The following is a 22,439-nucleotide window of genomic DNA, read 5'->3' on the forward strand; positions in this document are numbered from 1 at the left end:
ACAATTATACGGACTTTATCTGATTTTCTTTACTTTTAACAAATAACACAAAGTTTTTAGCGTCTACTTTTGATAAAGTTTGTTCATTATTAGATAGCTTATCAGCAATGCTTTTATAATCATTTTGCTGTATAAATTTTTCAAATTCTCTAATTTGTCCCTTAGCATTATTCAAACTGATTAAATAGTAAGCAATTCCAATAATTAGAAGTGTTATAACAAGAATAACACCAAATATTATGTATTTTCTTTTTTGATTTGTATAATCCATATGTTAAACCCCTATTAATAAAATAAGTATTAAAGAAATGAGTTACCCCACCTCTTTAATACTGTAGGCTGTATCTTATCAAGAGTAAATTACTAAAAATCCATTAACATCAATGTTTTTACTTTAAGAACATATATTTAACGTGTTAAATCAAATGAAAAAATACAATGTCATTATTAGATGACAATTGATTACGGTCAGAAGAATGTACCACAAATAAAAAAACTAATTCCTTTTTATTTTATCGAGGAATTAAGCTTTTGACCTGCAACAATCACGCCCAATTTCGGAATATCTATAATATGATTTCGATCTTAAATTATCTACTTTAACTGACGCTACCTGCTCGTTAAAGAAGACCTATTTAAAAAAGTTTATACTGCACCTGCCTTTATTATGTAAGTAAAAGTAGTAAAGCTTTAAATTGGTTTTCAAAAAAGTAGGGTTGATTATTTCTTTTTCATCAATTATTATTGTGTTATTATCACAATATGAGAAAGGAGGCAAAAAGTAATGGGAATTGATTTCATTAATGTCGAGTTTAGAAAGCATGTAAAAGTTTCAGGGGATTTAGGTACAACGGGATCAGTATGTCCTTTTTCACAAAAACAAAAAATGGAAACACTACCGGAAAACTTTTTGCCTCCTTTTATATAATGGGCAAAAATTTATGAATCTATTGCATTTGTAAAAATGCATACGAATGATTAGGCACCGGTTGTTAAACTGGTGCCTTTTTTTTGTTTGATCAGTTCAGTTAGTTTGGAGAACCGAATCTTTAATCATGCTGTAGAAATATGGTGAGTTCGTTGATTTGGTTTTACAATATAAATAGATATGAGGTGAGGTTTATGGTGAAAGCAGTGGATTTAGCCTCCTAAAATCACAATATATTTTAGGAGGAAATAAAATGAAAAAGGATAGTAAATCTAAAGAAATGATTCAATCTGAAAAAAGGGGTTCTACTAGGCTTTTAATGATGGTACTCTCCCTATCTGTACTTGTAGGTGCAATTACGGCTGATTCAGTCAATCCCGTACTTCCACTAATAAGCAAAGATTTAGAAGCTTCGAAATCTCAAGTGAGTTGGATAGTTAGTGGTATTGCACTTGTTCTTGCGATTGGAATTCCGATTTATGGTCGAATCTCAGACTTTTTTGAGTTACGAAAGCTATATATCTTTGCCATTATGATTCTGGCAAGTGGTAGTCTTTTATGTGCAATTGCCCCGAACCTCCCATTGTTGGTTTTGGGAAGAATGGTTCAGGGTGCTGGGATGTCCGCAATTCCAGTTCTATCAGTCATTGCAATTTCGAAGGTTTTCCCACAAGGAAAACGTGGGGGAGCTTTGGGAATTATCGCAGGAAGTATTGGTGTTGGAACTGCTGCTGGTCCAATATTTGGTGGAGTAGTTGGTCAATATTTAGGGTGGAATGCCTTGTTTTGGTTCACATTTTTGTTAGCCATTATGATTGTTATTGGTGCCTACTACGCGTTACCGACAATTAAACCGGCAGAATCCGTAGGAAGCAATAAGAACTTTGATTTCATTGGTGGTTTATTCCTCGGCCTCACAGTAGGATTACTCCTTTTTGGCATCACTCAAGGAGAAACTTCTGGTTTTTCTTCGTTCTCATCGTTAACTAGCCTAATTGGTTCTGTTGTAGCTTTGGTGGGATTTATTTGGAGAATTGTTACCGCAGAAAATCCATTTGTACCACCTGTCCTGTTCAATAACAAGGATTATGTCAATACGGTCATAATTGCATTTTTTTCGATGTTTGCTTATTTCGCTGTTCTTATGTTCGTCCCATTACTAGTCGTTGAGGTGAATGGACTCTCTTCTGGACAGGCTGGAATGATATTGTTGCCAGGTGGTGTGGCTGTTGCAATCTTATCTCCCTTCGTTGGCCGTCTTTCTGATCGATTTGGGGATAAACGTCTGATAATTACTGGGATGACTCTGATGGGGCTGTCTACCTTATTCTTGTCCACCTATGCATCTGGTGCTTCACCTCTGTTAGTTTCCGTGGGGGTCCTCGGAGTAGGGATTGCTTTTGCATTCACGAATTCTCCCGCAAATAACGCCGCAGTAAGTGCACTCGATGCAGACAAGGTTGGTGTCGGAATGGGGATTTTCCAAGGTGCTTTGTACCTTGGATCAGGAACTGGAGCAGGTATGATTGGAGCATTATTATCCGCTCGACGTGATGCTACTGAGCCGATAAATCCATTATATATATTGGACGCTATGTCCTACTCAGATGCGTTCCTTGCAGCTACAGGGGCAATACTCATTGCCTTAATAGCTGGATTAGGTTTAAAAAAGCGTGGGTAATAACTTAGTTATGTAAAGATTAGTTATTGTTTAGTTCATCTTCTATAGTTTAAGCTGTAAATAAATAGCTTAGGAATCACGCAAATTTGAATTTCTTAGAATAGAATACTTTTAAGTAACTCAACTTTCGTACACTGTTTTATTGGTGCGAAAGTTGAGTATGTTAAGGATGAAACAATGAAAACATTGGTGATCGTTTCTCACCCAGATATGCCAAATTCTCGAATCAATAAAGTTTGGGTAGAAAAAGCAGCGTCTTATTCAAACGAAATTACCATTCATGATCTTTATAGAGAGTATCCTGATTTTATTATGAATGTAAAAAGAGAGCAGGAATTAGTTGAAAATCATGATAATATTATTTTTCAATTTCCATTATATTGGTATAGTTCTCCTTCATTATTAAAAAAATGGATCGATGAAGTGATTATATATGGATGGGCTTACGGATCAAAGGGTAAAAGAATATTTTATAATCGAAAATTAGGATTAGCTATATCAGCTGGCGTAAAAAAAGGTGAATTTACAAGTATGGGTAAAAACAAGCATACATTAACCCAGATGTTAACACCATTCAAATCTTTATGTGCATAGATTCATGCTGAATATGTACCAGAGTTTGTACTTTACGGTGCTAATTCGGATATGAAGGGCGAAGAGATACAGAAAAGTGCTAATGAGTATTTGCAATATATTAAAAAGTATTATTTAAGAGCATAAAACACTTCTGCGATCATGCCAACAATACTAGAAGAAAGCCCATTTCCCCTTAACACATTTAGGGAAATGGGCTATTGAAGTTATTGAAGGTTTTAGCGATTTCATTTTAGGTAGCCAATTCAAAGTGCCCAATAAATTCCAAGAAACACAAATCTGCTAAAACAGCTTGCCATGTAATTTTTGAACTTGATCCTTTAACCGTTCATTCTCTTCTTCTAACGCCTTTATACGGCTTTTTAAGGTTTTTATTAATACGTCCTCTGAACGAGGGCTTTTACTAGGTTTACGGGGGGTTAACTCACTTATCTGCATCCCTCTTAATGTCTCCACTCTAGTTCTAATATCTTTTTGTTTGTAAAGCCATGACTTTGAAACATTTGCTTTTTGTGCAACGGAATTAAAATTAATCTTCTCTTCTTTCAATGCCATCTCTGAAATTGTCTTTTCAACCCTAATTCTTGTTTTCTCCGACTTGTCTTTAGCTAGCTGAACTATGGCAGTTGTGTTACCTTTTCTAATCATTTTAATTCGTCTCCTTTAACGAATGAATAATCTGTTCTAATCTATTTTTAACACGTTCATTGGTTTCAACCTGACGCTGCCATTGGTTTTGTTTAGCCCTATTTAGTATTTCTTTAGTTCGCTCTAAGTGCTCTTCATGTTCAGTAAGAAATTGTTTACTTGTACAGAAATTCGTACAATCTAAACATGCATTTGCGTGAGGACATGGTCCTGCAATTACTGGTAACCGACAATAGCCATTAGGAAGTGCCTGTGCATTGATATTCTTTTTAAACCATTGAAGATCTGTATTGTCAGCTTCAGTATTTTCCTCACTTAAATCCAGAATGCTACCGTTATTCGTTACTAAGGTTTCCTTAAATTTCGTAAATTCCTTCTTTAGGGTTTCATCAAAAATATGTGCATATCTTGCCGTCATTTCCGGTGATTCGTGACCCAAGAACTTCTGGACAATATGTTGTGGCACTCCGTTATTTATCATTCTAGTGCCAACTGTATGCCGAAAGGCATGAGCATGAAAACGAAAAATTTCTCCGTTGCTGTCCGTTATCTTTTCTTCATAAGCTAGTTCATTTAATTTAACCCTAAAGGTATCTTGTTTCAATGGTGAGCAATCTTTTCGGAGAAACACATATACACATCCATCATCGAGTTCATCAGCCACCCTTTGCTCTTGAACTAATATCAATGCAGCAATTTCTTTAGAAATAGGAATGATATGCTCTTTCTTCATTTTCCACTGATAATACTTTAAAAAGCAATCCCCTTCTTTATCGGTTATGACGCTCCCTTTTTTCAATGTACAAAGTTCACTGATACGCATCCCGCATTCTTGAAGTACCATAACCATTGTAGCAATATAAGGTTCCAATTTATCTAATTTCCCATTTAATTGTTCAAGTATATGTTCATCAATATAACGTGGTAGTGCCTTCGGCACTTTAGGGTAATCTTCTTGAAAGATAAGGATCTTAGAAGGTGTATCCTTCCAGTCATATCTTTGAATTGTAGTAAAAAAAACGTCTAAAGTAGATATTCGTCCAGTTACAGTACTGGGTTTTAAACCTTTTAAATTAATATAATTAAAATATTGCTCAATTTCATTTCTAGTTAATTGATGAATCCTTTGTATACCTTCACAATTTTTGTTCATGAAATTAAAAAATTCTTTTAATTTTGAAGCTATATCTACTACGTGAGAAAAGCTAGCTGTGTTTAACATTAGTTTACAATATCGCTTAACTATTTCTTTAAAATAATTATTCTTAAAACCCTTAAAGTTGATCGTATATTCGTAGGATGTTGGGTTTACCTTATCTTCCGGTAATGATAATTTTCTTCGATTCCAAACATCTTTTTCCCATTCTTCCCCATCAAAATAGAAGTCCTCATAGAATTCCATAAACTGCTTAAGATGAGTAACGTAATAGGAATTCGCATGTACAGTAACTTTCTGCTGATTTACATCAAGTTTGTAATTAGTAGTCGTAGTTTTTACTTTTTGTTCTGTTAAGTAGGTCCGGTATTCTGTCAAAGCTTTTTTTATAGGCACTTCGGTTATCGATGTAATATTAGGATATTTTAAATTTAAAAATCCCATCATCCGGCTTATCACTGTTCCCTTTCTAATCCAAACGGATTTTGCATTCCAAGCTCCATTATTCAAGTGAAGGTAATAAAAATATTTTAATTCTGTTTTCAACCAGACATTTTCCACCTTATCGAAATTTACCCAACGATTTCTTAGTGACGGATTCTTACTTAACTCAATTGCACTAGGATGCGGACAAATTCTTATATCCCATCTATCTGCTGCCCAATAACCTTTTAAAACACTTGTCATATTAGCTATTTTTTTATTAATCTCTGTACTAGCGATAAGCTTTCGATTAGTTGCTACACTTGGAAATTTCATTGTCATGTTTCTCTCCCTTGAAGATACTTTTTATATTCATTCTTCATATCTTGATCAGAAAGATGAACATACGTATCAAGTGTTGTTTGTACATGGGCATGCCCTAATCTTTTTTGTACATATGCAGCATCCCATCCACTTCTAATAAGCTCTGTGGCATGCGTATGACGTAATATATGGGCAGTGAAAGTAATCCCTGTCCGTTTTCCTAGTCTTCTTATTAAGTCTAATACACTTTGATATTTTAGAGGGTGGCCAAAATAAGAATCTTTAAGATTAATAAATATATAATCATGATCTAAATCTTCCCCATATTCATGTACTAAGTAATCGGTATATAATGCCATTAATTCCTTACTTACATCAATAGTTCTTTTTTTTTTAAGTTTAATATAAGCTCCATTTTCATTATGATCTCTTGGCCTGATGTTAATCTGGTTATCCCATGTTGAAATATCTTCAATACGAAGGGATAATGCTTCTCCTATCCGAAGTCCCCCTTCATACATAAGCATAATAAGTAACTTATCTCTTTTGGTATGACATGCCTCAATTATTGCTTTGACTTGTCCATGTTCTAATACTTGTACAAGTTTCTTTTTGACCCTAAGCTTTAAAATATTTTTTTTATAGGATCTACCTTTAGAAATATGGTGAAGAAACCCCTTAAAGTTTCTTCCTCTTGCTTCTTTAGACATATCTATAGCTTTAAAATTTTCTGTGCGATTTAAATACTCTAAGAAACTAGTTACAGCGTTAAGTATGGAATTAACTGATGTTTCCTCTCTTTTAGCCTTCTTTGGTTGTATATCTATTACCTTTAAATGCCCTGCTGGATTTCTTAACCATCCTACAAAGTTTGCTAAATCCTCAAATTGTAAATCTCCTAATTCGATTCTACTTTGGCTCATAAATTCATAAAACAGCTTGAGATGATAACAATATGTTTTAATGGTATTTGGAGCTTTGCCCGTATTATCCAAGTACTTTATAAATCGCTTAACCGGTTCTATCACTTCAAATTCTTTATCTAGCAGTATGTATAACGGATATGATTTTTCCTCCACAATTACTTTCTGAACCTTCATCTTTCCACCACCTTTAAATACTTTAACTACTATTAATAATACCCTTATATATTTAATAGTTAAAGCACTGTAATTAAAAAATCCTAAACTTCGAGTACTTAGAGTACTCTAGTTTAGGATACTATGTTTAATAATTGATATTGAATACTTTCTTGAATAAAGATTTAATAGGCTTTTCTTTTTTATTAGTTTCTAGAGTTTTAGGTTTATATACTAAAAGTGGTTCTCCATAATCCCCTTTTTTAGTAGTATCAAAGAATCCTAAGTCTTGATAATATAATTCATCTTTTAAATTAGTATCATAAAGAAATATAGGTATGAACAGTTTATCTGATAACTTTTCCAATTGATTTACCAGCATTGCCCCCATACCTTTTTTAAATGAATGTAAGGCCTCAACTTCTATTAATACACCATAATCTCTGATAATTTTTTCTAAATACTTATTTTCTGATCGCCCAGCTAACCTAAACTGAATAAATGCTGTAATATCAGTGTTGTATACCATATAAGAAGGGCTATCATTCTCTGGAAATTGTTGTATATGAATATAAAATTCTTTTTTAGGAAATATGTTTATCATTTTATTAGAGAAGTTACGACTAAACACATCTGTTTTATTATTAAAAGCCATACCAATAAAATGATTTCTAGTCTTGCTGTCGCTATGTTTTATAGAATCTTTGTATTCTTTTAATGGTAATAGTTTTCTATATCCTTCGTGGTCAAAATCTAAATTCCCCAAAAAACCCCTCCTACATTATTCGTTTTTGTTGTTATCTTTATCAAACCAAGATGTTATTTTATCTTTTATTTCATCTAACTTACTATTTACTTTATTCAATTCTTCTTTCATTTTACTATCATTACCATTTTCTTTAGCTGTCTGTGCATTGTCTAGCTGGTTTACTGTATCTTGATAATCATTTGCTACTTTTTCTGCCTTATCATCATTAGCATTATTCTTTAGATTATTAACTTCGTCTTTTAATTCTTGAAGTTTAGATTGTGTATCATCATTAGAATTTTCAATGCTTGTCTTTGTATCTTCAACTTTACTCTTTAATTCATCATCTTTTTGTTGAACGTATTGATCTGTATTATCTTGTTGTGCTTGATTATTACTTGATTCTTGTGTTTCATCATTATTACTACATGATTTCACACCTAAAGCCACTAAAAGAATTACTAAAATAATAATGATAAATCCAAACCATTTATTACGTCTTTTGTACTTTTTATTTCTTTGTTCTTCATACATTCTTTGTTGATGTTCATAGAACCTTCTTCTATTTTCTTCGTTGATGTCATAGTTATTTCTTGATTGTCTTTCTCTCTCTCTTTCTCTTTCATATTCTTCTCTATATTTGTCAGTTCTTTTCATAAATAAACCTCCATACACAGTAAAATATTTGAGCTATTAGCGTCTGCCAAATTCTAAATACCTTTTTAATCTATCACTTGTATTATGCTTTCTATAAAGTTTAGCAATTGCTTTTTGGTTAATTTCATATTTCTTTTTTAAGTTATTTTTTAATTTTAATACTCTACTTATAAAGTATTCTCTATCTACAGTGTATTGTCCGTTTTTATCCGTTTTTATGTTGCCCTCTTCGTCTTTTTCAAGTAGATATTCAACACGTTCTAAATTCTTGAAATCATTAAAATCTTTAATTACATTAAAGGCTCCCTCTAGTTCTAAAAGTGGGTTTAAATCTGCCTTTTTGCTTGTCCCTTCTGTTAATGGTTTTAAGCATTTATCAAATTGTCTTATTTTTAGAATTTCCTTCTTTAATACTCCACTAACTTCATAAAAGTGAATTAAATCTCTCACAGCGTCCCTGTAAGCCTCATACTTAACTTGAAAATTCTCAAATGAATCTTTCAATAATTTTATATCAGTATAACCATGTTCCATAGAATTCAATTGAACTTTCAATGATTCTAAAGGGTCTATATCTTCTATATTTGAACTTTGTCTATGTACACTATATTGAACATTAAAATTATTTCTCATAACTAAATAATTAGTGTTTCTAATACTACGCAATTCACTGTCGATAACATCTTTATATTCTTCTAGCGTATTTACTACATTATCAATTAAGTTTTTCTTTTCTTCTTCAAATCTAATTGTATTTGTTACTTTCATCTAAATCACTCCTATTTTTAAAAAAAGAACGTGTTTTCACACGTCCTTTTATAGTTTTAAAATGGTAAATCATCATCAGAAATAGATTTATCGTTGCTATTATCTTCTTCTGCTGGGCTTATAGCGTCATCTTCTGACACGTCATCTTTTTTGTTTTCTTTTTTGCTTTCTAAAAAGATAGTCTTTTCAACCAAACACCTAGACATATTAATATTATCCTTTTTATATGTTTCAGTTGAACCTTCAATTATAATTAGATTACCTTTACTTTGATAATCAACTAAACTTTCAGCTTGTTTTCCCCATACAACACAATTAATAAAATCTGTTCTATCATTATCAAACTGCCTAGGTACAGCTATGTTAAAGAAAACATAAGACTTATCATTTTTACTTTTTCTTAATTTTAAATCAGTTGCGATACGTCCACTATATATTACTTTGTTTATCATAATTTTCTTCCTTTCTTTATTTAGATAACATTTTTCTAACTAGAAGTTTTGCACCACTTCCAGCCATTCCAGTCGCCATTCGCCCACTTCCAGTAGAGTAAACCATTGATCTAATAAAGGAAGGCGATTTAACTGTAATAATAAAGAATCCTATACCTAATAATAATGTGCCTACGTCTAACTTTGCGCCAAAGAATAAATTTATTCCTCCAAAGAAAGTAAACACTTGTAATGGTAATTGAATACTAATTGCCAATAATTCGCGCCACCATACACCTACATAATTATTTTCATCTGCTAATAATGAAACTGCTACCAACGGGGCAACTACTTTCATTATTATTAAATCAGCTATCCTACTAACAAATTGGAAAATAAATATTACAGTAAATACTAAAATCAATAGAATAAATAGAATAAACATAATTTGACTACCTGCCATAGTCCCCATAGAACCTAGCATTTCTTTAAATCCGTCTTGACCTTTTTTTAAAGAACTCCATTCTTTAATAGTTTCTAAATAACTTTTTTGACCTACATCTAAAAATGCCCTAGTGGCTGCATAAGATAATTTAGTCATTATATCAACTAGCCATGGTAAAGCTGCCACCAATAACGAACTCGGTAATAATTGTGCTACATAATAACCTGGGCTTTCAGCGTTACCTTCTGCATTTTGTTTCATAACTTGAACCATTTTAAAAGCAAACACACATACTGCTATTGAAGTGATTAAGCTATTAACCAATATAGACGCATTTGAAATGTAATCACTTGAAATACTATTAGGGTCAATAAGTATTTTATCTAACAACCATATAAAGAACTTTAAAGGCTCATAAAATAGCGTATAAAGAAATTGAAATATAAAATTCATCATACCGTCTGCAATACCATTAGTTAGGTCTTTAACAGCGTCTTTAATCCAATCCATTCAACCACCTCAACTTTCATTACAAGTATAACAGATTTTACATTACATGTCATGTCATGTAATGTAAAATCCTACTTTTATTTAGCTTGTTTTTGTTTTAATTTTTCATAAAATGCCTTTTTAGAATCATTAATTTTTTGTTGCTCGTCTTTCTTATCTTCTTGTTGTTCTTCATTTTTGCTTTTACTCTCTTTTACTTCCTCATTTTGTTGTTCTTCTTGTGCTTGTTGTTCTTCCTCTAACTCTTTCTGTCTTTGTTCTTCTTTATATTCTTCTAGTTTTTGTTGTTTAATTTTCTCTTGTTTTTTATCCCATTCTTCTCTTAATCTATTATGCTTATCAATCATAGATTGGTTCTTTTTACGTTTATATTCATTTTGAGGTGCTATATATGTTTCAGTTAAATTAGGAAACATTTTGAAATATGCTAGCTTTTTAATGATTTTGGGATTTCTATTCTTGGTTATGAGAATAGCTTTGTCTTGTTGCATATTGCTTATTTCATCTTCATTTAGTAACGCCCTTCCAGTGTAACTCACGTTTTTATTTGATGATTTACTTCTGCTATCTTTACCACTAGAAGAACCTTCACTGCTTGTTTCAAACTCTACAGTGGCGTTACCTAATTCTTCTTTTATATATTTAGCTGTATCGTTATTTACATTACCTAAACATAAAATAACAGCATGGTTCCCTATAATAGCGTTTGCTTTATCTTTATTATACTTGTCTACAGCTTGTGAAATAGATTGAACAATTGTTGTTATACTAATACCATACTTACGACAAGTTGCTAAAGTTTCTTCATAGTCTGGTATTGCGCCGATATTTGGCCATTCGTCTAGTAAAAAATCTACTGGGACTGGAAGTCTAGCACCGTTTTCGTCCCCTAACCTATATAACTGTTGAAACATTTGAGAGAAGAATAAACTAGAAAGTGATTGAACAGTGTTCCCCAAAACCGGCAACATTACATATATAATAGTTTTTCTTAATCCTACATCTCGTAAATCAAAATCAGAATCGCTTGTGTAACTTCTAATTTCGTTATCAATGTAGTTTCGTAAATCGGCTACAAAGGTTAATATAATACTTGCTCTTGTTCTTCCTTCTGATACTGCAAAACCAAATTCATAGCTTTCTCTAGCTGGGTGGTCTTTAGGTAATTCATTAAAGCGATTATCTAATTCAACTGATCCTTCGTCATCATGATTAGGTTTATTGTTTTGAATAAATTTAATAATATTTCCTATAGTTCGTTTTTCGGGTTCAAATTCATATTTAGCATATAGCAATAATGAATTTAGTAATCCTACAGAAGATTTATACCATACATCTTTATTCATTTTAGAATCCCCAGCTGATTTAATAATTAATTCAGCTACAATTGAACAATCAGAATCTTTATCAATATAGTCAAAAAAGTTTTGTCTATCAGAGGCTAAAAAGTTTTTGAAATTTACAACTCTAACATCATAGCCTTGCATACGTTTAATATTAGCTGTTTTTTCGTAAACTTCGCCACTAGGGTCAGTTACAACTATTGATTGTTGATTTTTAACAATAACATTAGGTATAACATAGCCAGCCGATTTAAAAGAACCTGGCCCTCCTACTACAAATATATTTCTATTAGGGCATTTGGTATCAAAATCTTGTATCACTAAATTCTTTTTATTTATAGAAGTTGCTTTACTTTCTAATTCGCCTAAAAGTGTAGTCATTCCTTATCACTTCTTTCTTCTATTAATGATTTATCTAAACTGTTGTAAACATAGTTTGTAATGTCGTTTTCTTTCATTTTTTTATAATGACCTTCTGAAAACAATTCACTATCCTCAGCAAATTTAGCTGATCCATGAGAACCATGTTTAGCAATTTTATAATCTTGATTTTTTTCATTACCGTCTTTACTCTCAAATAATTGTTTTATTAGAATATATATACAAATAATTGTTGCTATTCCACCTATTACAAAAAACACTGTATTTTTATCAGTTATAAAACCAATAATAGTGCTTATTGGGTGTTTAGCTGGAGGGATAAACAACTGTGATATGTCGCTAAATATCTTTTGCTTATTGCTAGTATTACTTAGTGTGTTTAATGCGTATGCTAATATTTGCGCTAAATATATTAATACTAGCCAAATAATACCAGTTAAAATGAATATTCCTTTTTTCATTTTCTTATCCTCCTTTTAATCGAATGAAAACTGAACTTTGTTTTCTTTTGTTAGTATCAACTTACAATCAAATGACTTTCCACTTTTTTTAGATTTAAAGCCTTTTAATTTTTTAGTTGTCTTACTTTCACATAATGCTTTTACTACAGTTGGAGGTATACTCTTTTCTAACAGTTTTTTAGGAATCGTAAATTCACAACCGTTATTGTACTCTGTACAACCATAAAATCCTTTTCTATCTATTAAATAGCCATTATCACAAGCAGGGCATTTTGCGATATTGTTAGATGATACTTTCTCTTTGGCCACTTTTTGTATAATTTCTTTATTTTTAACTTCTTCGCTAATTGTCTTTTTTATCATTTCATTAATGGTATTTATAAATGAATCATCATCTTTTTCTCCTTTACTAATACCATTCAAATATTTTTCCCATTGTCCTGTTAAGTCTGGTTTTGAAAGTAAATGTCCTTCCAATAATAGACAAGCTAATATACCATTTTTAGTAATATAAATTTTGTTTTTTTGTACTTGAATATATTTATTCTTCTTCAAATTTTCTATAATGTCAGCTCTAGTTGCTGGTGTACCTAAACCTTTACTTTCTTTAAGTGTAGACTTTAATCCTTCATCTTCTAGTGTTTCTATAGGATTGGCCATTGCTTTTAATAATGTTTTTTCTGTATATCTTTTTGGAGGTGTCGTTTCTTTTTCTAGCAAATCTAATTCAATATCTACTTCTTCATTTTTTTCAAAATTAGGAATTGTTTCTTCGGAAGTTTTTTGTTTATTTAACAAAGCCTTAAATCCCTTATCTTGAATAATTTTACCTTTCACTTCAAAAATGAGCTTTTTAACAGCAATTTCTATAGTAGTCGTTTCATATTGCTCTTTATCCATAAAGTTCATGGCCACATTCTGTAATATACTTTTATAAACATTGATTTCTTCTTCTTTTAAATCTACTTTATTAAAATCATTTCCAGTTATTAATATTGCGTAATGATCTTCTATTTTAGTAGGATTAATCAAGCTGTTATTAGTTAATTCATTATTCAAATTAGTATTAGTTATTTCTTTTAAATAATCTATATTTTCTACTAACATTTCTTTTTCATCTTCTGTGATATATCTTGAATCAGTTCTAGGATATGTGATTAATTTCTTTTCATATAATGTCTGTGCGATTTCTAATGTTCGTTTCGCACTTATTTTATATTTATCATTCATATCTTCTTGTAAAGCTGATAAGTCATAAAATTTAGGTGGCATTGTATAGCCTATTTCTTTCTCAATATCAGTAACTATTCCTTTTTGTGTTAAATCTGTAATGTCATTATCAAACAAGAATTCGTGCAATTCATCTTCACTATCAAATTTGTTTTTTAACTCTGTTTTTACTTCTTGTTCATCTTTGTTAATAGTCGCTGAAACTTTATAAAACTTTTTGCCTTTAAAACCTTTGATGTTATTTTCTCTGTTGTAAACCATGTTTAATGTAGGACTAGATACTCTACCAATGTGAATAACACCGTCATTACCTAATTCTCGTGAAATTTTAGTAAAATGACGTGATAAGTTAATTCCTACTAACCAATCACTTAATTCTCTAGCCCTGCCCTCTTTGTAAAATCCATAAGTTTTTTCTTTAGGTAATATATTTTTAAAAGCCTTTCTTATACTACTTTCAACTTTAGAAGTAAGCCACAATCTTTTTATAGTAACTTTATCTGTTACTTTCAATTGATTTAAAATTTTATATGCTATATTTTCGCCTTCTCTAGCTGGGTCAGTAGCAATAATAACTTCATCAATCTTGTTTTCTTTAAATATATTTTTAATGTTGTTAAATTGATCTTTCGTTTTGTCAGATACTTTAAATTGAAAATCGTCTTTTTCTAACAATATAGGATATGTGCTAAAATTCTTATATTTTTCGTCATATTCTTGTGGTTCTTGCAATTCGACTAAATGACCAACTGCCCAAGTTAAAAAACCACTTACATTTAATTGTTCATCTGAAACTTCCATATACCCATTTTGTTTTTTCTTTTTTGCAAAAACAGTGCTTAAATCCATTGCTTGTGAAGGTTTTTCACATAGAATTAAAGTGTTCATAAGTATCCCCTCTTTCTATTCTTGATTCATACTTACTAAGTTTCTTTGTGTTAGTTCTTCGATATTATCTATCTTTTGTTTACCTTCTTCTTCTGTTAGTTGAATTTTGCCATATCTCATTGAGTAGTCAGAGTTTTTTTCTTTTTTGTTTGTGATTGAAAGTTTAATAGAATAAAGCACTTCATCATCATTATCTACGTCTTGATAAAGTTTAATGTCTTTAGTTTCCTTTTCTACACCTTTAGTTTGTGCTGATTGATTTTGCATTTCAGCTTGTTTTTGCATTTTTTCAGATAATATATCTTTCATATGCTTGTAACCTTTATAATCATCATTTTCATAACCATATTCAATTAGACCTTTTATCATATCGTTTCTTTCTTCTGTAGTGTCTACTGTTTTTTCTTCATTATCCTTTTTACTATTTTTCTCACTTTGATTTTGGCCACAACCAGCCAAAACCAAAGTGAATAAAATAACTATAGTTAATAATTTTTTCATATTCTCCACCTACTTATCATAAATAAATTGCATACGTTGTGTTTCTTCTTTTGTAAATTCTCTTGAACTTATTACTCCTTCGCCTTTTACGTTGGCCTCACTAACTATAATTCCACCGTCTTTTTTAACCTTTTCTACGAACATTATATGTCCGTATGGTGCTGGTGCACCAAAGTTACCAGGTTTTATAGAGGCTCCAGCGCCAGCTTTTGGTTTACTACCTACTTCCCAACCTTGTGCTTTTGCATTATCTCCCCAATCGCCACCATTACCCCATGTTAAAGGTACTGGTTTACCGATTTCTTTTCTACGTTGATGTACATACCATGTACATTGTCCCCATGGATATGATTGTCCGTTATATTTCGATTTATCGGGTTTAGGGAATTCGCCTTTAAAATCAAAGCCTTTACCGTCTGAACCTCCACCACTACTTTCAGTTGAACATTTGGCCTCTTCGCCACCGAATGACTTCATGATTTTTTTAACTGTAGGTACCCAGTTACTATTTAAGTCTGTCGGGTCATTGCTAGCGCCAACTGGTGCGTATTTTGGCCCGATTTTTTCGGGCGTTGTTAAACCTTTAGAAATATATAAGTCATATAAATTTTTTGCGCCTTTATCAAGTCCTTCTTCAATTGAAGGATAAACTTGTAAAGGTCCAGCCCCCATTATTGATAGAGGGTTTTTTTGTTTTGTTGCGTTTGGCCCTTTGCCCCACTCTGATTCAGAGGCTACAATTGCCATAAATAATTTTGGTGGTATTTTATTTTTTTTAGCAATTTTGACCATATCTTTAGCTTTACCTTCTAACGCACCACCTTTGGCATTTTTTTCAAAAGTAGAAATACCCGAACCGTCTACACTTCCACCAGTACACGCACCAGTTGCTGTTGATTCAGCCTCTTTCATTTTTTGGTCGCCACTCTCATTAATCTCTTTCGTGAAAGATCCTACAAGATAAGCAACCATTATAAAAATAAGAAGGAAAAAACCTATAACTATAGCTATTACTGGTTTTAATATTTTGGATAATGCTTTTTTCTTCATTAGCATTGTTATCCCTTTAGCAATAGCAGTCCACATGATACTTTACCTCCCTCTTATTTTTTCTCTAATTTCTCTATATCTTTTTGAATTTCTTTTTTCTTGTCTTTATCTTTTGTGTTGTCCTTTTCTTCTTTTAGTTGTTTGATTTTAGCTTTATTTATTTCTTCTTCAACTTCATCATCTTTTAGTTTTTTATTAATATCTTCAGCTGATTCAACATAACCTTCTTCGGCTGACGCTAAAGCCAAACGTTTGCTTTGTTCTTCGTAATTACCTGTTGAGCCTACACTAAATGCTGTTCCGTCTTTGTCTAAGATTTTCTTTTCTAGGCTCAAAGTATCGTTGTTTTCAAAGTTGTAAGCTAACTCTCTTATTTTATTTTGCTTACCTTCTTTATATAATTGTTCAATTACATAAGGTGTGTTTTTACTGCTTAATTCAATTAATTCTTCATATTTCTTTTCTTTTTTTAATGTTTTTTCAATATCTTTTTTGTTAAAGCTATCGTCATTTTTCATTCCTTTAACTGCTTGATCGACATTGCCATTATAAAGATTTTCATACACTTTACTTCTTTGTTCTTGCTTATCTGCTTGTGCTATTTTGCTATCTAATTCTTGTTGTTTTCCGTTTATAATCATAAATGAAATTAGGCTTATAACTATTGCAATACCAACAAAACCAAGTATTAAATTTCTAATGTATTTTTTTCGTGTTTCTCTATTGCGTTTTTCTTCATTCAGTAAATACTCTGTCTGTACTTGATTTAATTCATGTCTTACAATCTCTTTCAATTTTTCAAAAGTTTCTGCATTATTAACTTTATGGAAGAAATCATCTTTTTCTTTTGATAAAACTTCAAATTTATTGCGATAATACTTATCAAACGTGTATTGTGATAATGTACTCATTATTAACAATTTATACTGTTCTAAATTATTTATTTTAGGTTTAGGTAAATATTCATGCCCTTTAAATGCTATTTTTATATCCTCAATATTTTTAAAGAATAGGTTTGCTGGGTGCATAACAGTTATATTGTCCTTTAATGGATCAACTTTTAACACATAATCCATTAAAGATAATTTGAGTGCTTTGCTTTCTTTTTTTGCTGATAGGAAGGAATTATATTCATTGTCAGTGTTGTAAATGATATGAAAATAATCGCCTTCCTTTTGTAAATCTTTAACTTCAAAAAACAATTCATTAGGTTCTGTTAGGTCGTATCTAATTTCATCTATGTCTGATATATGGCATAAATCAACATTGATGATATATTCTAAGTGGTTATGTTTCCCTACTAACGTTCCTTCATTAAAATTTCTGATTTTCATGAGATTACCTCCTATTCATAAATCATTTCTGCTTGTCTTAATTCTTCTTCTAATTCTGCTAAATCAATATCTGATAATCCTAGTTGCTCTACATAATTCGGCTCTATGTCTGCTGATTCTTCATAAATCGTTTCATATAAATCTTTATTCCAAAGTCTTGTTTCTTCTCTATCTAAATCAATTCTTATAAATGCTCTTTGTGTTCCGTATAGTAGTAATGCCTCGCCCTTTTTCTTTTTAGTTAAATGAGATATTTCTTGATCGCTAAATTTCAATCCTAATTTATCAACAACATCATCAACGCCTACGTTATCCATTCCAAAGAAGAATTTAGTATGACTATTTTCAATAATAGCTGAACCTATTTCTTGTGATGTTCTAAGAATATCTTTTATTTGTTGAGTAGAGGCAATGGCACCACCACCATATTTTCTAATACGCTTATATGCTTGATAATAGAAATCTAAGCTATATTCATTTGTTGCTAAGAAGTGTAATTCATCAGTCATTAATACCGTTTCTGTTGTTCTATCTTTTGTAATTTCGTCCCATAAGAAACTAAATATATTTAAATATGCTGCACTTTGAACATCTTTTTCTGTTTGTAATGGTTTAAGGTTAAAAGTAACAATTTCATTATCTAACTTGATGTTTGTATAACCGTCAAAAATTGTAGTAGTACCATGTTCCATTGTGTAATCTTCTATGATAAGCGTTAAGTCCTTTAATACCTCATATTTTTCTGGGTCTAAGTCTTTTAGTTTGTTATATAATTCTGTTAAAGTTGGATAATCTTCGCTTTTGAAATCTGATAATTTCGCATTACCTTTAAAGCCTTTATCTTGATATAACTGTCTTAAAGTTGAAGATAATACAGATATTTCTGTTTGAGATATTTCATCTTTAAGAACTCTAAAGAAGGTTTTCAACTTCCCTATTTTAGAACGAACTAATGTGTCAATTTGACTTTCTTGTTCGTTGCTTTCCGTTAAAACATCTGATGTTGTTTCATTGTCTGTTTCATCTTCTTTTTCAAATACTTCTTCTGAAAATATTTCAAATGGATTAATTTTGATATTTGAACTTGTTGAAATATTTACAACTGTTCCACCGTAATATTTAGTTATATATGAAAATTCATCTTCGGGATCAATGATAAATTGTCTTATAGATTTTTTTACATTGTCTAAAATCATTCTCATGTTCAAAGTTGATTTACCTACACCACTTGTACCGATAATAGTCATATTTTTATTTAAAGTTTTTTCTTTGTTATTGAAATCAACTGCTACTAATGAATCTGTATTTTTGTTAATTCCAAAAACTGATGTATTAGGTGTTAAATCAATAATTTCTGAATCATCAAACATAAAGAAATGCCCTGCTGTTGCTGTATCCATATTTTGTTGTGTAAACGCTGATAAGAAGTTTCTATTTAACGGAAGAACTGTATGAAATGATTCTCTCATTGCGTTTGTAGGTGTATGTGTTTTAAGTCTTAATCTCGTTAAAGTACGCTTAACATCTTTTTCTAGCGCTTGTATCTTTTCGTATGAATCGCCATTTAACGTGATATACATATACATGTACATAAATCCTGTTTTTTCATCTAAAAATTTATCAAGTTGTTTTTTACTACTATCAATTTCTCTTTTAATTGTTGCATTTCGTTTCGGGTCTGTAGTACGCATTTGTTCTGCTTTTTTGTTTTTAATTGAGTTGTTTAAATGGTCAATCATTTTTTCAATATTTGCTGGTCTAATAAATTTCGTTATTTGGATATTTCCGTTTTTCTTTAGTAGATTTGATAAGTACGCCCCTTTTACTGATTGAGGGTAGTCAACTACTAATAAATTTTTAATATAGTTTTCGCCAGTTTCTATATGTGATTTTTTCTCTATCCAACTAAATGGATAAATACTATCCACTGAATCTGTATCTAATACTTCTGTTATCCTTTGAAAAGATTCATTGTAAATTTTGTTTGTTGCTTGTTCTTGTTTTCTCTTTTTTAAAATTGCCATATTCAAAAACTCCTTTCGTTCTAATTACTAAGATGATAATCGTTATATCCTTTATAATCATATAACGCATAAAACTGGTTTAAGTATTCGGTTTGGTATATAGGTCTAGTTTCTAAACCGTAATGTGAAAATGCTTGTTGTAATGCCTCTTTATTAAGATTTATCTTTTCATGTAGTCTGTTCACTGCATGATCTAATTGTGCTACCGTATTTTCTGTTATTTTTTCTGAGAAGAAAATATAATGTTTTTTTGTACTCATTTCGCCTTTTGCTAACTTTTCTTGTAAAAACAATATGCGACCAGCTATTAATTGGCCTCGTCTTGTTGGTTTGTTATCGTTATTTTTCATATCAAGTAATACTTGTCTATAAAGATTCTTTATATAGTTTTGTATGTTTACTGGTTCAGTAATAGTTTTAATCATTGGTTCATCATAAAGAATATTTGAAATAAAAGATGAATATTCTTCTAATAAATCATTTTGTTCAAATTTAGTTAATAACTCTGTATTTACACCAGTTATATTTAAACCTCCACTAATATAACCGTCTTTAGTAACAACATAATCTTTATAAAAACCAGCTATTAATGAATCATCTTGAATACTTTGATTCCGTCCGTCCCCTTTTATATATCTATTTATAATTTCAAATTGTTGTTCGTTATTTTTATTTTGTTTATTCTTTTTTTTAAACATCATCATCACCCAATCTTTCTTTACTTTTATAAAAGTAAACTTTTTGCCTTTTAGTAAATTGCTGTGATTGTTTCAAAATATCAATCATTCTTATATTTTCTTTTGTGCTAATTGGTCTAATTGTTAGCAATCCATATATTGTTAAGCCAAAAATCAAACCTACTATAAACACCATAAAACCAGTTACTAAGTTAAGTAATCCCATTAAAAACGTTACACTAAATGCAATTACTAAAAACAGTAAAAAAGGTATAAATACGATTGCTAACTCTTTACCATTTAAATTTAAAAATATTTTATAGCTAGCGTCTACATTACGAGGTATTATATTTTCTTTAACTTTCTTTTCTTCGCCTAACATATCAAGCATTATATCTTTAACTTGTTGCTCAACGGACATATAATCCACTCCTTTTAAAAGAAAAAGCTACATTACTAGAATGTAGCTTTTGTTGTGTTTATTGAAATAGGTTGTATACCCATGGAACCAACCAAACAAGTGCTGCACCAAGAGCTACACCAGCTAATGCCATTCCGACACCTCTAAACATTTCATTTTTTGTCATTGGATCGTCGATAGTCGGTAATTTTTTAATAACTATCCATACACCTGCACAGATACCAACAATAACAATAATACCAGTTAAGAAAGTTTGAATTTGTTGTAATCCTTGTTCAATTTTCGGACCAGGGTTAGCCGCCGCAAATGTTGGATTTGCTAAAATAAAACTTAAAAATGCTACGTAAACAGTTATTAAACTAATTTTTTTAATCATAATTAATCAACCTTCCTTATATTTTTTTCTTTTCTAACTCTTGGTTTAATTCTATTTCACTACGAGAAAGCGAATTATCTTGTTTCATTTCTTTAGATAATTTTACTGCCTCCTCAAAAGTGTCTGCTGATGTTAAATCTTTTTTATTTCCGTCTTTATCAAAAACAGAAACAGAATACCCTTTTTCTGTTGCTACAACTTTAGGGTCATTTTCTAAAGTGCTTTCGTCATATCTAGCGCCAAAGAATTCTGTAAATCCCATTGCTATTTGTCCCGAGGCGTTTTTTAATTCTTCAAATCCTAACCTCATTGAAGGAGAAACAGTTAGCTTTTCTTTAGCCTTTTCAATGAAACTATCTTTAAAATCTGAAATTAAATGTTCTGACTTACCATTAATTTCATTTTCTAAAGTAACCATGCTTTCATTATCAGTGACTTTTTCAACACTAGAAATGTTGATATTACCTTTCAATGCTGTTGCTGTAAGTCCCAAACTTAACGCTAAATCTTCTTTAGCATTTTCACTAACTTTATTTGTATCGGTCAATCTCTGCTTTCGTTCCTGTTCTAATTGGGTGTTATATTGTAATTGCTTTTGTCGATTGTGATACTCATTAAGTTGGTCATAGTTTGTAAGTGCTTGATTTTTTGAATTATAAATAAATAATTCATCATCTACCATTTCGTAATTGGTTTCATTACCAAAAGTGTTTTGAACAGCCTCTTTATAAGTGCTACCAGAATTCAAATAATACATATCATTATCTTTATTGGCGTATAAAAGAACTTTTTGTTTATCCTCTCTATCTTCGGCCATTACTAACTTATTTTCTTTTCTATCTGTAGCAATGCCTTTGATATTAAAAGTATTAACTTCATCATCTTTCACACCAAATCTTGATTGATAATTTAGTTTGCTCTCATATTTTTTTTGCTCAATAGATCGCTTTCGATATTCTTCAATACGTTTACGAAATGTTACGTTATCCAATTACAACCCACCTTTTCTATTTGATAAATCAATTATAACATAACCTTACATGTCATGTCATGTCATGTAATTTATACAACTTTTTAAACTTTTTTGTCATGACATGTCATGTGTAAATGTGGTATTGTGTAATTAACTAGAATTACACGAAAGGACAAAAAAGGAGGTTATATTACTATGAATAATAATGAAGAAAATTCAGTCTTTTTATCAAAAAAGAAAAAAGTATCACTACATTTGTTAGTTGATCCCGATATGAAAGACGAGATTATCAAATACGCACAAGCAAAAGATTTCGATAACGTTTCACAAGCTGGTAGAGAAATCTTAAAAAAAGGATTAGAGCAAATTAAAAGTAATAAATAATTTA

The 22,439-nt window shown here is 30.7% G+C and carries 24 protein-coding genes; 4 read left to right on the top strand and 20 right to left on the bottom strand.

Annotated elements, in window-relative coordinates:
- Positions 1 to 4: 4 nt before the first annotated feature.
- A complete protein-coding gene (locus KA873_RS12455) occupies positions 5 to 271 on the bottom strand; it encodes a hypothetical protein (protein WP_030061495.1) in 267 nt (88 codons plus the stop codon).
- 513 nt (positions 272 to 784) lie between these two features.
- Here KA873_RS12455 and KA873_RS12460 point away from each other — a divergent pair.
- The 3 genes from KA873_RS12460 to KA873_RS12470 all read left to right on the top strand — a co-directional run bounded on the left by KA873_RS12460 (position 785) and on the right by KA873_RS12470 (position 3,203).
- Positions 785 to 928, top strand: a complete 144-nt coding sequence (locus KA873_RS12460) for a hypothetical protein (RefSeq protein WP_002360221.1) — start codon at positions 785 to 787, stop codon at positions 926 to 928.
- Between the two features lie 253 nt (positions 929 to 1,181).
- Positions 1,182 to 2,609 carry a chloramphenicol/florfenicol efflux MFS transporter FexA gene (fexA, locus tag KA873_RS12465; RefSeq protein ID WP_165624956.1) on the top strand — a complete coding sequence of 476 codons (1,428 nt, stop codon included), beginning with the start codon at positions 1,182 to 1,184 and terminating at the stop codon, positions 2,607 to 2,609.
- Positions 2,610 to 2,786: 177 nt separating this feature from the next.
- The gene (locus tag KA873_RS12470; RefSeq protein WP_031883923.1) at positions 2,787 to 3,203 is read left to right on the top strand and encodes an NAD(P)H-dependent oxidoreductase; all 417 of its coding nucleotides are present in this window, start codon (positions 2,787 to 2,789) and stop codon (positions 3,201 to 3,203) included.
- A gap of 282 nt (positions 3,204 to 3,485) precedes the next feature.
- Here KA873_RS12470 and KA873_RS12475 read toward each other — a convergent pair whose 3' ends face one another.
- From KA873_RS12475 to trsA, 19 genes are all read right to left on the bottom strand, one after another.
- On the bottom strand, positions 3,486 to 3,851 hold the full coding sequence (locus KA873_RS12475) for a DUF6262 family protein (protein WP_000619629.1): 366 nt from the start codon (positions 3,849 to 3,851) through the stop codon (positions 3,486 to 3,488).
- A gap of 1 nt (position 3,852) precedes the next feature.
- Complete coding sequence (locus tag KA873_RS12480) at positions 3,853 to 5,766, bottom strand: tyrosine-type recombinase/integrase (RefSeq protein ID WP_113570127.1); 1,914 nt, start codon at positions 5,764 to 5,766, stop codon at positions 3,853 to 3,855.
- A gap of 2 nt (positions 5,767 to 5,768) precedes the next feature.
- Positions 5,769 to 6,854, bottom strand: a complete 1,086-nt coding sequence (locus KA873_RS12485; RefSeq protein WP_031883924.1) for a tyrosine-type recombinase/integrase — start codon at positions 6,852 to 6,854, stop codon at positions 5,769 to 5,771.
- 127 nt (positions 6,855 to 6,981) lie between these two features.
- Positions 6,982 to 7,599 (bottom strand): hypothetical protein, encoded by a 618-nt coding sequence (locus KA873_RS12490; protein WP_182094135.1) that lies wholly within the window; start codon positions 7,597 to 7,599, stop codon positions 6,982 to 6,984.
- A 15-nt stretch (positions 7,600 to 7,614) separates the two neighbouring features.
- Complete coding sequence (locus KA873_RS12495) at positions 7,615 to 8,238, bottom strand: hypothetical protein (protein WP_030061493.1); 624 nt, start codon at positions 8,236 to 8,238, stop codon at positions 7,615 to 7,617.
- A 36-nt stretch (positions 8,239 to 8,274) separates the two neighbouring features.
- On the bottom strand, positions 8,275 to 9,006 hold the full coding sequence (locus KA873_RS12500; protein ID WP_000869299.1) for a hypothetical protein: 732 nt from the start codon (positions 9,004 to 9,006) through the stop codon (positions 8,275 to 8,277).
- A gap of 56 nt (positions 9,007 to 9,062) precedes the next feature.
- Positions 9,063 to 9,458 carry a single-stranded DNA-binding protein gene (locus KA873_RS12505; RefSeq protein WP_000608969.1) on the bottom strand — a complete coding sequence of 132 codons (396 nt, stop codon included), beginning with the start codon at positions 9,456 to 9,458 and terminating at the stop codon, positions 9,063 to 9,065.
- 16 nt (positions 9,459 to 9,474) lie between these two features.
- Entirely contained in the window at positions 9,475 to 10,392 is a 918-nt protein-coding gene (locus tag KA873_RS12510) for a conjugal transfer protein TrbL family protein (protein WP_030061488.1), read from the bottom strand.
- Between the two features lie 77 nt (positions 10,393 to 10,469).
- Positions 10,470 to 12,116 carry a VirD4-like conjugal transfer protein, CD1115 family gene (locus tag KA873_RS12515; protein ID WP_030061486.1) on the bottom strand — a complete coding sequence of 549 codons (1,647 nt, stop codon included), beginning with the start codon at positions 12,114 to 12,116 and terminating at the stop codon, positions 10,470 to 10,472.
- Complete coding sequence (locus tag KA873_RS12520; RefSeq protein WP_000715271.1) at positions 12,113 to 12,577, bottom strand: hypothetical protein; 465 nt, start codon at positions 12,575 to 12,577, stop codon at positions 12,113 to 12,115. Before KA873_RS12520 ends, KA873_RS12515 begins: the two co-directional genes overlap by 4 nt.
- Positions 12,578 to 12,592: 15 nt before the next feature.
- On the bottom strand, positions 12,593 to 14,695 hold the full coding sequence (gene topB, locus KA873_RS12525; protein ID WP_030061483.1) for a DNA topoisomerase III: 2,103 nt from the start codon (positions 14,693 to 14,695) through the stop codon (positions 12,593 to 12,595).
- A 15-nt stretch (positions 14,696 to 14,710) separates the two neighbouring features.
- The gene (gene trsH, locus KA873_RS12530; protein WP_000735570.1) at positions 14,711 to 15,196 is read right to left on the bottom strand and encodes a TrsH/TraH family protein; all 486 of its coding nucleotides are present in this window, start codon (positions 15,194 to 15,196) and stop codon (positions 14,711 to 14,713) included.
- A 9-nt stretch (positions 15,197 to 15,205) separates the two neighbouring features.
- Positions 15,206 to 16,282 carry a CHAP domain-containing protein gene (locus KA873_RS12535; RefSeq protein WP_031921304.1) on the bottom strand — a complete coding sequence of 359 codons (1,077 nt, stop codon included), beginning with the start codon at positions 16,280 to 16,282 and terminating at the stop codon, positions 15,206 to 15,208.
- 17 nt (positions 16,283 to 16,299) lie between these two features.
- Positions 16,300 to 17,580, bottom strand: a complete 1,281-nt coding sequence (locus KA873_RS12540) for a hypothetical protein (RefSeq protein ID WP_030061477.1) — start codon at positions 17,578 to 17,580, stop codon at positions 16,300 to 16,302.
- A gap of 11 nt (positions 17,581 to 17,591) precedes the next feature.
- Positions 17,592 to 19,604 carry a VirB4 family type IV secretion system protein gene (locus KA873_RS12545; RefSeq protein WP_030061475.1) on the bottom strand — a complete coding sequence of 671 codons (2,013 nt, stop codon included), beginning with the start codon at positions 19,602 to 19,604 and terminating at the stop codon, positions 17,592 to 17,594.
- Positions 19,605 to 19,624: 20 nt separating this feature from the next.
- The gene (gene trsD, locus KA873_RS12550) at positions 19,625 to 20,308 is read right to left on the bottom strand and encodes a TrsD/TraD family conjugative transfer protein (RefSeq protein WP_030061473.1); all 684 of its coding nucleotides are present in this window, start codon (positions 20,306 to 20,308) and stop codon (positions 19,625 to 19,627) included.
- Positions 20,295 to 20,702 (bottom strand): hypothetical protein, encoded by a 408-nt coding sequence (locus KA873_RS12555; protein WP_030061471.1) that lies wholly within the window; start codon positions 20,700 to 20,702, stop codon positions 20,295 to 20,297. Before KA873_RS12555 ends, trsD begins: the two co-directional genes overlap by 14 nt.
- A 58-nt stretch (positions 20,703 to 20,760) precedes the next feature.
- Complete coding sequence (locus tag KA873_RS12560; protein WP_030061469.1) at positions 20,761 to 21,078, bottom strand: CagC family type IV secretion system protein; 318 nt, start codon at positions 21,076 to 21,078, stop codon at positions 20,761 to 20,763.
- Positions 21,079 to 21,094: 16 nt separating this feature from the next.
- The gene (trsA, locus tag KA873_RS12565; RefSeq protein ID WP_030061467.1) at positions 21,095 to 22,069 is read right to left on the bottom strand and encodes a conjugative transfer protein TrsA; all 975 of its coding nucleotides are present in this window, start codon (positions 22,067 to 22,069) and stop codon (positions 21,095 to 21,097) included.
- Positions 22,070 to 22,246: 177 nt separating this feature from the next.
- On the opposite strand from trsA, the gene KA873_RS12570 reads away from it, so the two are divergent.
- The gene (locus KA873_RS12570; protein ID WP_030061465.1) at positions 22,247 to 22,435 is read left to right on the top strand and encodes a hypothetical protein; all 189 of its coding nucleotides are present in this window, start codon (positions 22,247 to 22,249) and stop codon (positions 22,433 to 22,435) included.
- Positions 22,436 to 22,439 lie beyond the last annotated feature (4 nt).

The sequence above is a fragment of the Staphylococcus sp. GDY8P45P genome, assembly GCF_017892745.1.
Classification (GTDB): Bacteria; Bacillota; Bacilli; order Staphylococcales; family Staphylococcaceae; genus Staphylococcus; species Staphylococcus cohnii.

Excerpts from the sequence above, each read along its gene's own strand:
- KA873_RS12455 (WP_030061495.1), bottom strand. The coding sequence starts at position 271 with ATGGATTATACAAATCAAAAAAGAAAATACATAATATTTGGTGTTATT.
- KA873_RS12460 (WP_002360221.1), top strand. The coding sequence starts at position 785 with ATGGGAATTGATTTCATTAATGTCGAGTTTAGAAAGCATGTAAAAGTT.
- fexA (WP_165624956.1), top strand. The coding sequence starts at position 1,182 with ATGAAAAAGGATAGTAAATCTAAAGAAATGATTCAATCTGAAAAAAGG.
- KA873_RS12470 (WP_031883923.1), top strand. The coding sequence starts at position 2,787 with ATGAAAACATTGGTGATCGTTTCTCACCCAGATATGCCAAATTCTCGA.
- KA873_RS12475 (WP_000619629.1), bottom strand. The coding sequence starts at position 3,851 with ATGATTAGAAAAGGTAACACAACTGCCATAGTTCAGCTAGCTAAAGAC.
- KA873_RS12480 (WP_113570127.1), bottom strand. The coding sequence starts at position 5,766 with ATGAAATTTCCAAGTGTAGCAACTAATCGAAAGCTTATCGCTAGTACA.
- KA873_RS12485 (WP_031883924.1), bottom strand. The coding sequence starts at position 6,854 with ATGAAGGTTCAGAAAGTAATTGTGGAGGAAAAATCATATCCGTTATAC.
- KA873_RS12495 (WP_030061493.1), bottom strand. The coding sequence starts at position 8,238 with ATGAAAAGAACTGACAAATATAGAGAAGAATATGAAAGAGAAAGAGAG.
- KA873_RS12500 (WP_000869299.1), bottom strand. The coding sequence starts at position 9,006 with ATGAAAGTAACAAATACAATTAGATTTGAAGAAGAAAAGAAAAACTTA.
- KA873_RS12505 (WP_000608969.1), bottom strand. The coding sequence starts at position 9,458 with ATGATAAACAAAGTAATATATAGTGGACGTATCGCAACTGATTTAAAA.
- KA873_RS12510 (WP_030061488.1), bottom strand. The coding sequence starts at position 10,392 with ATGGATTGGATTAAAGACGCTGTTAAAGACCTAACTAATGGTATTGCA.
- KA873_RS12515 (WP_030061486.1), bottom strand. The coding sequence starts at position 12,116 with ATGACTACACTTTTAGGCGAATTAGAAAGTAAAGCAACTTCTATAAAT.
- KA873_RS12520 (WP_000715271.1), bottom strand. The coding sequence starts at position 12,577 with ATGAAAAAAGGAATATTCATTTTAACTGGTATTATTTGGCTAGTATTA.
- topB (WP_030061483.1), bottom strand. The coding sequence starts at position 14,695 with ATGAACACTTTAATTCTATGTGAAAAACCTTCACAAGCAATGGATTTA.
- trsH (WP_000735570.1), bottom strand. The coding sequence starts at position 15,196 with ATGAAAAAATTATTAACTATAGTTATTTTATTCACTTTGGTTTTGGCT.
- KA873_RS12535 (WP_031921304.1), bottom strand. The coding sequence starts at position 16,282 with ATGTGGACTGCTATTGCTAAAGGGATAACAATGCTAATGAAGAAAAAA.
- KA873_RS12540 (WP_030061477.1), bottom strand. The coding sequence starts at position 17,580 with ATGAAAATCAGAAATTTTAATGAAGGAACGTTAGTAGGGAAACATAAC.
- KA873_RS12545 (WP_030061475.1), bottom strand. The coding sequence starts at position 19,604 with ATGGCAATTTTAAAAAAGAGAAAACAAGAACAAGCAACAAACAAAATT.
- trsD (WP_030061473.1), bottom strand. The coding sequence starts at position 20,308 with ATGATGATGTTTAAAAAAAAGAATAAACAAAATAAAAATAACGAACAA.
- KA873_RS12555 (WP_030061471.1), bottom strand. The coding sequence starts at position 20,702 with ATGTCCGTTGAGCAACAAGTTAAAGATATAATGCTTGATATGTTAGGC.
- KA873_RS12560 (WP_030061469.1), bottom strand. The coding sequence starts at position 21,078 with ATGATTAAAAAAATTAGTTTAATAACTGTTTACGTAGCATTTTTAAGT.
- KA873_RS12570 (WP_030061465.1), top strand. The coding sequence starts at position 22,247 with ATGAATAATAATGAAGAAAATTCAGTCTTTTTATCAAAAAAGAAAAAA.